At 69.0% G+C, this 8,190-nt stretch carries 8 protein-coding genes; 5 read left to right on the forward strand and 3 right to left on the reverse strand.

All coding sequences use genetic code 11. From position 1 onward, the window contains the following. The 3 genes from D7W82_RS36750 to D7W82_RS36760 form a co-directional block, all read left to right on the forward strand. A partial coding sequence (locus D7W82_RS36750) for a serine/threonine-protein kinase (RefSeq protein ID WP_158617794.1) occupies window positions 1-1,631 on the forward strand: 1,631 nt, incomplete at its 5' end. 8 nt (window positions 1,632-1,639) lie between these two features. Beyond that, window positions 1,640-2,116, forward strand: coding sequence for a DUF2381 family protein (locus D7W82_RS36755; protein ID WP_120622754.1), 477 nt, complete (start codon window positions 1,640-1,642; stop codon window positions 2,114-2,116). Between the two features lie 243 nt (window positions 2,117-2,359). After that, window positions 2,360-3,475, forward strand: coding sequence for a FadR/GntR family transcriptional regulator (locus D7W82_RS36760; RefSeq protein WP_120622755.1), 1,116 nt, complete (start codon window positions 2,360-2,362; stop codon window positions 3,473-3,475). Between the two features lie 50 nt (window positions 3,476-3,525). Here D7W82_RS36760 and D7W82_RS36765 read toward each other — a convergent pair whose 3' ends face one another. Then, window positions 3,526-4,359 (reverse strand): oxidoreductase, encoded by an 834-nt coding sequence (locus D7W82_RS36765; protein ID WP_120622756.1) that lies wholly within the window; start codon window positions 4,357-4,359, stop codon window positions 3,526-3,528. Window positions 4,360-4,446: 87 nt separating this feature from the next. On the opposite strand from D7W82_RS36765, the gene D7W82_RS36770 reads away from it, so the two are divergent. Beyond that, a complete protein-coding gene (locus D7W82_RS36770; protein ID WP_120622757.1) occupies window positions 4,447-5,343 on the forward strand; it encodes a LysR family transcriptional regulator in 897 nt (298 codons plus the stop codon). Window positions 5,344-5,352: 9 nt separating this feature from the next. Here the strand turns inward: D7W82_RS36770 and D7W82_RS36775 are convergent, their stop codons facing one another. Next, window positions 5,353-5,994, reverse strand: a complete 642-nt coding sequence (locus D7W82_RS36775; RefSeq protein ID WP_120622758.1) for an SRPBCC family protein — start codon at window positions 5,992-5,994, stop codon at window positions 5,353-5,355. A 160-nt stretch (window positions 5,995-6,154) separates the two neighbouring features. Here D7W82_RS36775 and D7W82_RS36780 point away from each other — a divergent pair, with 160 nt between their 5' ends. Beyond that, on the forward strand, window positions 6,155-7,648 hold the full coding sequence (locus tag D7W82_RS36780) for an HAD-IG family 5'-nucleotidase (protein WP_120622759.1): 1,494 nt from the start codon (window positions 6,155-6,157) through the stop codon (window positions 7,646-7,648). Window positions 7,649-7,674: 26 nt separating this feature from the next. On the opposite strand, the gene D7W82_RS36785 is transcribed toward D7W82_RS36780, so the two are convergent. After that, window positions 7,675-8,133 carry a DUF2267 domain-containing protein gene (locus tag D7W82_RS36785; protein WP_120622760.1) on the reverse strand — a complete coding sequence of 153 codons (459 nt, stop codon included), beginning with the start codon at window positions 8,131-8,133 and terminating at the stop codon, window positions 7,675-7,677. Window positions 8,134-8,190 lie beyond the last annotated feature (57 nt).

Below are 8,190 nucleotides of genomic sequence, written 5' to 3' on the forward strand. Positions count from 1 at the left end.
CGCTGAAGCTGTCGCTGCATCCGGACCCGGCCCGGGCGCTGCGGGAGATGGCGCTGCTGTTGGACCGGGCGTGGCATCCGAACGTGGTGCGGGTGCACGCCACGGGGCGGTGGCCGGATCCGGTGGAGGGGCTGCCGTACTTCGTCATGGACTGCGTGGAGGGGCTGGCGCTCCACCTCTGGACGGAGACGGTCAACCCCACGTTCCGGCAGGTGGCGATGGTGGGGGGTTCGGTGGCGATGACGCTGGGGGTGCTGCATGCGCGAGGCGTGCTGCACCGCGACCTGAAGCCGGAGCACATCCTGATCCGCGCGAGGGAGCAGGTGCCGGTGCTCATCGACTTCGGGGCCGGGGACCAGACGGGGGCCGCGACGCTCACGACCACCACCCTGCCCCCGGGGACGCTGCACCTGCGCAGTCCGGAGGCCATCCGCTTCCAGCAGCGCCACTGGAGGCAGCCGGAGCTGCGCTATCCCTACCGGGAGGCGGATGACCTGTATGCCCTGGGCGTGTGCCTGTACCGGGCTGTCACGGGGCACTACCCGTTCCCGCCGGGGCAGGAGCCGGAGCTGCTGGCGGTGGCCATCACGGAGCGGCTGCCGCCGTCGCCCCGGGACATCAATCCCCAGGTGCCGGAGCCCCTGTCGAGGGCCATCCTGCGGCTCCTGGAGAAGGAGCCGGAGCAGCGGCCTCGCACGGGGGAGGCGGCGCACTCGGAGCTGATGCGGGGGCTGCTCTCGGGTGGAGCGGCGGCGTTCGAGGCGCACCTCTTCGATGAGATTCCGGGCACGCCGAATCAGATCCGCCGTCCGGCGTGGCCCGCGCAGCCGTACCTGAGGCCCGCGCCCAGGCCCCGGCCCGTTCCCGAACCGGTGGCCCCGCGCCGGTTCCCGGCCTGGGGGTGGGTGGGCGTGGTGGTGTGCCTGGGATTGCTGCTGGCCGGCCCCCGGACCTGGGAGGTCCTGCTTCGGGGCTGGACTCGCCATACAACCCCCCAGGTCCCGGAGAGTGTTTCCGCCCCGCTTGGTCATAAACTGGCGAACCCACCGGACCGCCCGCACAGTGTTCCCGTCGCCGCCCCCGTGGCGGCACAGAAAGAGGAACACACTCCCGTGACGACCAAGCCCCCTGCCCCGCCGTCTCCGAAACCTGTCCGTGCGCTCAAGGCCGCGACGCTTGCGTCCTGCATGGCGGGCATGGCCTGCGCCAGCGCGCCCCTGGTGGACCGGCCCACGCTTCCCGCAGAGGACTGTCCGGAGGATGCGAAGGCGGCGATGCAAAAGCTGAAGGTCGACGAGAGACAGTGGGCCGCCTATTTCGTTCCGAAGACGGATTCTGATTTCGTCACCGTCCGCGAGGGACGTGCCGCTGTGTACACGCACGGCACCGAGGGGCGTGTGCAGTGGGGCTCCATGTTGACCGGTACGCTCTACTTCGGGTCCAAGCGGGTCTACGGTCGTTTCACCCAACTGCGTCAGAAAAAGACAGGTGAAACATATCCAGTCTGTGTCGAACTCTGGTTCCTGGATGACCGTACGCGGGGTGTCCCTCGAAGCGAGGGGGGCGACGAGAACACCGCCGTTGTTCCCAACCTGATGTCCGTGCGAACCGTGTGGCGATACGATGAATAGGAGGACGTGTGCTCCTGTTCCTGCTTCCGTTTCTGGCAGCCGCGGATGGAGGGGTGTCCGACGATGCACCCGCTCCGCTTCCCGAGCAGGTCTGTCCCGACGTGGGACTGGCGACGATGCTCTCCAAGCAACTCCTGGATCAAAGGGGAGCACAGACGTTGGAATTGAAGGGGCTGTCGGGCGCGGAGTTCCAGGTCAGGAGCTTCCGCTCCGCGGGCAGGGTCGCAGTGCAGTTGGAGTTCTCGGGGCGGACGTTCCTGCCCAGTAAAGCTGCCAAGGCAAGCCTCAGCGGTCCGAATCATCAGGCCTTGAGGGTCGTGGAAGTAATCGAGGTGGCTCCCGCCCCTGAAGACGGAATCGCCCGGATCATCGTGGAAATTGAAGCCCAACCCCGGGAAGCTCGCGGTGTCTACACGTTGGAACTCCAGGACGCGGAGGGCACGAAGCTGCTCGTCCTGCCGGGAGTGCGGTTTCCTTCCATCTGATCCACCCACGCCGCACGGACAGAGGCCGCCCGCCGGAGGCGCTTTCCAGAAACCTGTCCGACAGTCGGACAGGTTTTCGCCGCCGGAAGCCCGAGCCCGCGAACCTGTCCGACTGTCGGACAGGTTTTGACCGCCCGGGGCCGGAGGGCGCCCTCCTCCATCAGGTGACGCGGACGGAGGGTGGACCCAAGCGCCCATGTCAGACCCCTGTGGTTGGATGGCGATGCTGGGACGAGGAGGGGAATGGGGATGGGACGAGGCGGACTCGTGGCATATGTAGAGGCGCAGCTTGAGCGCGATATCGCGCTGGGACGGGTGCATCCGAGCGGGCATTTCGGCCCGGAAGCGAAGCTGGCGCGTCGCTTCAACGTGTGCCGGGGCACCCTGCGCGAAGCGGTGCGGCGACTGGCGGCGCGTGGCCTGGTGGTGCAGCACCCTGGCCGCAAGACACGCGCGGTGGCCATGGATGAATCGCTGACGCTGGAGAACCTGGGGCTCGCGATGCATGACGTGCGCTCGCCAAACGCACGGTGGCTCTTGGAGGGCTACTTCAGCCTCAAGCGGCAGGTACTGGTGGAGCTGCTGGCCGACTGCTGCGCGAGGGCCTCGGACCTCGACTTGGACCGGCTGAGGTACATGTGCTTCCAGCTCCAGGACGCGGCGCGCTGGGAGTCGGGGGCAACCTGCGCGCAGGCGGAATTCGAGTTGCTGCGGCAGGCAGCGCGGGTGGCGGCGCGTCCCGGACACGTGCTCCTCGTCCAGTCACTGCAGCGGGCATTCATGGGAGCAGCCTCCCAGCTGCTGCCGCTCATGGGTGGAGAGGCTCTGCGCGAGTGGGCTCTCTGCGCCATGAGAGTTGTGTCTGAGCGCGATACACAGGCCCTCCAACACGAGCTAGCGGCATTGCTCAAGGCGTGCGACGAGCGCGTGCTGAACGCCTTCGCCCCTGCTCCAAGAAAGCCGGCGGCTCCCTCTCCCGAGGGCCACCACGAGCCAGTCACAAGGGACACCGAGGTGCTCGGGGTTTCTGCTCGCCCCGATGAGAAGGTCACCCCCATGGAGTCCGACAGCGGGATGTCGCTGATTCCAGCGCCCCCGGAGCGCGTCCCATCCAATTCCGGTGGGACGTGCGCCGAGGACGTGATGGGCACGGTCTTGGGAGGCTTGTCTGATGTTCGGACAGGCTCTGACGCCTCGTGTCCGGAGAATGGCCTACAGACCGAGGCCCCACCCGCAAGCGACCGCGAACGCCCTCATGGGGTGAATCATCCAAGAGAGAGCGTACTGATTCACGTGGGCCGGTGGGCTTCGCGCCTCTGGCGGTTGATTGCCCACTCCCTGGGCCTCCCTGCTTCATGAGCAACGAGGGTCCTTCCGGATCCGCTGTCGACTGACTCCTGGCTCCCGGCTCAGAAGCCCATCGACAGTGCGAGCTGCTCCGTGCGGTTCACGTCGTCCAGCACCTGCGCGAGCTTCTCGCGGATGGCCGCGGGGGCGTCCGACCCCAGGAACAGGCGCAGCGTCGGGGCTCCGGCGGCCACCGCGTCCACGATGGCCTTCGCGGCCTTCACGGGGTCACCCGGCTGCGTGCCGGCGGACTGCGCCACCCAGGCTCGCGTGGGGCCCATCGACTCCGCGTAGGCAGGCAGCTCCGGCATCGGCCGGAACCCGGGGCCCAGCAGCTTCGTGCGGAACATTCCCGGCTCCACGAGGAGCACCTTCACTCCGAAGGGCGCGACCTCCTTCGCCAGCGCTTCGGAGATGCCTTCCAGCGCGTGCTTCGCCGCGCTGTACGCCCCCGCGCCCGGGTACCCGACCAGCCCGGTCAGGCTCGAGACCTGCACGATGATGCCCGTCCGCCGCTCGCGCAGGTGCGGCAGCACCGCTCGCGTCATCGCCACCGCTCCAAAGAAGAGCGGCTCGAATATCGCTCGCAGCTCCGCGTCGCTCGTCTCCTCCACCGCTCCCAACACCGAGTAGCCCGCGTTGTTCACCAGCACGTCGATGGCCCCGAAGTGCTTCAGCGCCGCAGTGATGGACTCCTGCACCTGCTCCGCCTTCGTCACGTCCAGTTGGAGCGCGAGCACCCGGTCCGGGGCCCTCGCCACCAGGTCCTCCAGCGTGCGCGGGGCTCGCGCCGTCGCGACCACGCGCTCCCCTCTCGCGATGACCTCCTCCACGATGTTCCGGCCAAACCCAGACGACGACCCCGTGACGAACCAGACCTTGCCCTGTGCGTTCATGACTGCCTCCGTGGCCCATGAAGTACGCCCCGGGCCTCCGCTCCGAAACGCGTCGTCTCTGGATGCACTTTGTAGCTACGCTAAGGAATGCGCGACGACCTCTCCGGCCTCATGGCGTTCCTCGCGGTGGCTCGCAGGCGCAGCTTCACCGCCGCCGCGTCGGAGCTCGGGGTCACCCCCTCCGCGGTGAGCCAGAGCCTCCGGGCCCTGGAAGTGCGCGTGGGCGTGCGGCTCCTCCAGCGCACCACCCGCAGCGTGGGGCTCACCGAGGCCGGCGCGCGCTTCCTCTCGCGGCTCGAACCCGCGATGCACGGCGTGCAGGACGCCTTCGAGTCCCTGGGCGAGCTTCGCGACCGGCCCACGGGGCTCTTGCGCCTGACCCTGCCCCGCTACGGCTACCAGGAGGTGCTGGGGCCCCGCCTCGCGGAGTTCCTCGCCGCCCATCCGGACATCCGCGTGGACATCCACCTGGAAGACGCGCTCGTCGACATCGTCCAGCAGGGCTTCGACGCGGGCTTCCGCGTCGGTGAGCTCGTGGACCGCGAGATGATCGCCATCCCCGTGAGCGGCGACATCGTCATGCACGTGGTGGGCTCGCCCGCGTACTTCGCCAACCGCGGCAAGCCGAAGCACCCTCGCGAGCTGCGTGACCACGACTGCATCAACTACCGCAGCCGGACCACCAGCGGGCTCCTCCGCTGGGGGCTGAGCGACGGCGCAAAGCGCGTCGAGGTCGCCGTCGAGGGCCGCGTGGTGTTCGATGACGCGGAGCTGGTGCTGGACGCCGCCGTCGCCGGGCTGGGGCTCGCCTATGTCCCGGAGAGCCGCGTCCGGAAGCTGCTCGCGGAGAAGCAGCTCGTGCGCGTGCTCGAACCGTACTCCGCCACCCTCCCCGGCTTCTTCCTCTACTACCCGAGCCGCGTCCAGGTGGCGCCCAAGCTCAAGGCGCTCGTCGACTTCTTCAAGCTGAAGCGGCGGCGCTGACGCCTCCAACTACTTCGCGGGAGGCGGCTCCACGGGCAGCGTTTGCGCCCGCTTCTCCACCGCGCGCAGCGTGTCCACCACCGCGTCGTTCTGCCCCACGCTGGCCAGGAACCCGGGGACGGAGCCCCCGGGGTCCACGGTGAATTTGTAGACGACCCAGGACGTGCCTTCGCCCTTCGGCTCCACCTTCCAGCTGCCCTCGTTCAGCCGCAGGCGCACCACGTCCCGCCGGGCGGGGAACGCGTCCGGCTCCGCCTTCCAGCGCTGCTGGTACACACCCGTCCCGTCCGGCGCGACCTTCGACTCCGTCACCACGTGGCAGATGTAGTCGCGTGAGGACACCACCGGCAGGTCCAGCCGCGTGTACGTCAGCCGCCCGCCGTCGTCCGTGGGCCGCACCACCCGCGACTCCTTCACGTACGGCATGAAGAGCCGGTACGAGCCCTGGTCCTCCAGCGCCGTTTGAATCTGCAACGCGCTCGCCTTGAGCTCGCCCTCCGCCCAGATGTCCTTGGCCTTCGTCCCCGGGCGGGGCCGCACCTTGATCACGAAGGGCTTCGTCGCCACCGTCTCCCATTCCTGTGCCCCCGCCACGCCCGCCGCCAGCACCACCGCCAGGGCCAGGCCCCAGCGCCGCGTCATTCCCGACATGTGTCTGCCCTTTGGTTCCGCGCGTGCCCGGCCCTTCGCGGCGCTTGCGTCACCTGTATCCCATCTTTCCGACACCCGGACGACCCGGGCCTGCCCCCGAGACGACTCGGGCACACGGGCCGCTCGACTTTGCGAGCAAGCCTTGGCAAGCCTTGCTCCCATGGCTCCTCACTTCTCCGGTCCCCCGCCCGAACGCGGTCTGTTCTGCAACCGCACCCTCAACATGCGCGCCATCAAGGCCGTGGGCTACGACATGGACTACACGCTCATCCACTACCGCGTGGAAGCGTGGGAACGCCGCGCCTACGAATACATTCGCGACCGTCTGGTGGAGCAGGGCTGGCCCGTGGCCGACCTGACCTTCGACCCGATGCTCGCCATCCGCGGCCTCATCATCGACACCGCCAAGGGCAACCTGCTCAAGGCCAACCGCTTCGGCTTCGTGAAGAAGGCCCTGCACGGCAGCCGCCCCATGGACTTCGAGACGCAGCGCGAGGCCTATGCCCGCACCGTCATCGACCTGGCGGACCGGCGCTGGGTGTTCCTCAACACGCTGTTCTCCCTCTCCGAGGCCTGCATCTACGCGCAGCTCGTGGACCGCCTGGACGCCGGCCAGCTCCCGGGCCCCATGGGCTACGCGGACCTCTACGAGCACGTGCGCAAGAACCTGGACGCCACGCACATGCAGGGGCGCCTCAAGGCGGAAATCATCGCGGACCCCGAGCGCTACGTCATCGACGACCCGGAGACGCCGCTCGCGCTGCTGGACCAGAAGAACGCCGGCAAGAAGGTGCTGCTCATCACCAACAGCGAGTGGGCCTACACGGAGCCCATGATGCACTTCGCCTTCGACCGGCACCTGCCCGAAGGCATGACCTGGCGCCAGCTCTTCGACGTGGTCATCGTCAGCGCGCGCAAGCCCGAGTTCTTCACCACGCGCTCCACCCTCTTCGAGGTGGTGGAGGCGAATGGTGAAGCGCTGCTGCGGCCGCACTCCGGGCCGCTCGACAAGTCCAAGCCCTACTTCGGCGGCAGCGCGCTGGAGCTGGAGCGGCACCTGGGCATGTCCGGCGACGAAATCCTCTACGTGGGCGACCACATGTTCGGCGACGTGCACGTCAGCAAGAACGTGCTGCGCTGGCGCACCGCGCTCATCCTGCGCGAGCTGGAGGACGAGGTGCGCGCCATCGCCGCCTTCCGCGCCACCGAGGTGCGCATTGGCGAGCGCATGCTCAAGAAGGAGCGCCTGGAGGCGGAGAGCTGCCAGGTGCGCCTGGAGCTCCAGCGGCGCAGGCACCAGTACGGCCCCCGCTCGGACGGCCCGGAGGGCGAGCTGGTGACGCGGCTCACGGAGCTGCGCGCGGAGCTGGAGGCGCTGGACGCGGAGCTGGGCCCCATGGCCCGCGCGGCCGGGGAGCTGTCCAACCCGCACTGGGGCCTGCTCACCCGCGCCGGCAACGACAAGAGCCACCTGGCGCGGCAGGTGGAGCGCTACGCGGACATCTACACGTCGCGCGTGAGCAACTTCCTCTTCGCCACGCCGTTCGTCTACCTGCGCAGCCCGCGCGGCAGCCTCCCGCACGACCCCAGCATCCCCGGCGGGACCCCGGTGTTCACCACCGGGGACGGCGCGGGCAGCGGCCCGGCGGAGTAGCGCCCGGGCCCCAAGGCGCCTCGCGCCTACTGCGTGAGGCGCCAGAGGGCCTGCAGGTCCGCGGGCAGGTTGCTGGCCACCTTGTCCGCCTCGCCTTCTGAAATCTGGTCCTGGAAGGCGCGCAGCACCGCGCGGATTACCAGCTCCGCCCGGTCCAACGGCATCTGGAGGTCCTCCGCGACGGACGCAATCAGCTCCTCGCGACCGAAGCGGTGGGGGTGCCGGGGGCGCTCCTCCGGCGGCGGCAGGAACTCCACCAGCAGCCGTGGCAGCTGGGACTCCAGGTTCCGCGCTCCGTTGGGCATGAGCCGGCGCTCCAGCGCGCTCAGCACCGACACGGCGGCGGACTCCGCGAGCGCGGGAGGCAGGGCGCTCAAGTCACACAGGTGGTGGATGAACGCCGCATAGGTGGCGCGCACGTGGGCTTCATGCCTCCGCGCGTGGCGTTCCTGCTTCTCGGTTTCGGTGTCGTGGGCCTGGGACATGGGCACACCTCTGGCGGGTGAGGGGGGACGGGACCTCCTGGAAGGTGGGCACCGGAA

The organism is Corallococcus sp. CA049B (genome assembly GCF_003611685.1).
GTDB lineage: Bacteria > Myxococcota > Myxococcia > Myxococcales > Myxococcaceae > Corallococcus > Corallococcus coralloides.